This is a genomic window from Halomonas sp. MCCC 1A11062 (genome assembly GCF_021404355.1).
Lineage (GTDB): Bacteria > Pseudomonadota > Gammaproteobacteria > Pseudomonadales > Halomonadaceae > Halomonas > Halomonas aerodenitrificans.
Genome location: NZ_JABFTW010000091.1, coordinates 1 through 258 on the forward strand (window position 1 = coordinate 1; position 258 = coordinate 258).

General features: G+C 53.1%; 1 rRNA gene. It reads left to right on the top strand.

The annotated features are described in order from the left end of the window. Positions 1-258, top strand: a 23S ribosomal RNA gene (locus HOP58_RS22930); the annotation flags it as partial.

Consider the following 258-nt stretch of genomic DNA (forward strand, 5'->3'; position numbering starts at 1 on the left):
CAGACAGCTAGGAGGTTGGCTTAGAAGCAGCCATCCTTTAAAGAAAGCGTAATAGCTCACTAGTCGAGTCGGCCTGCGCGGAAGATGTAACGGGGCTAAACCAGGTACCGAAGCTACGGGTTCATCCTTAGGGATGAGCGGTAGAGGAGCGTCGTGTAAGCCGATGAAGGTGGATTGAGAAGTCTGCTGGAGGTATCACGAGTGCGAATGCTGACATGAGTAACGACAAGGGGAGTGAAAAACTCCCCCGCCGGAAGA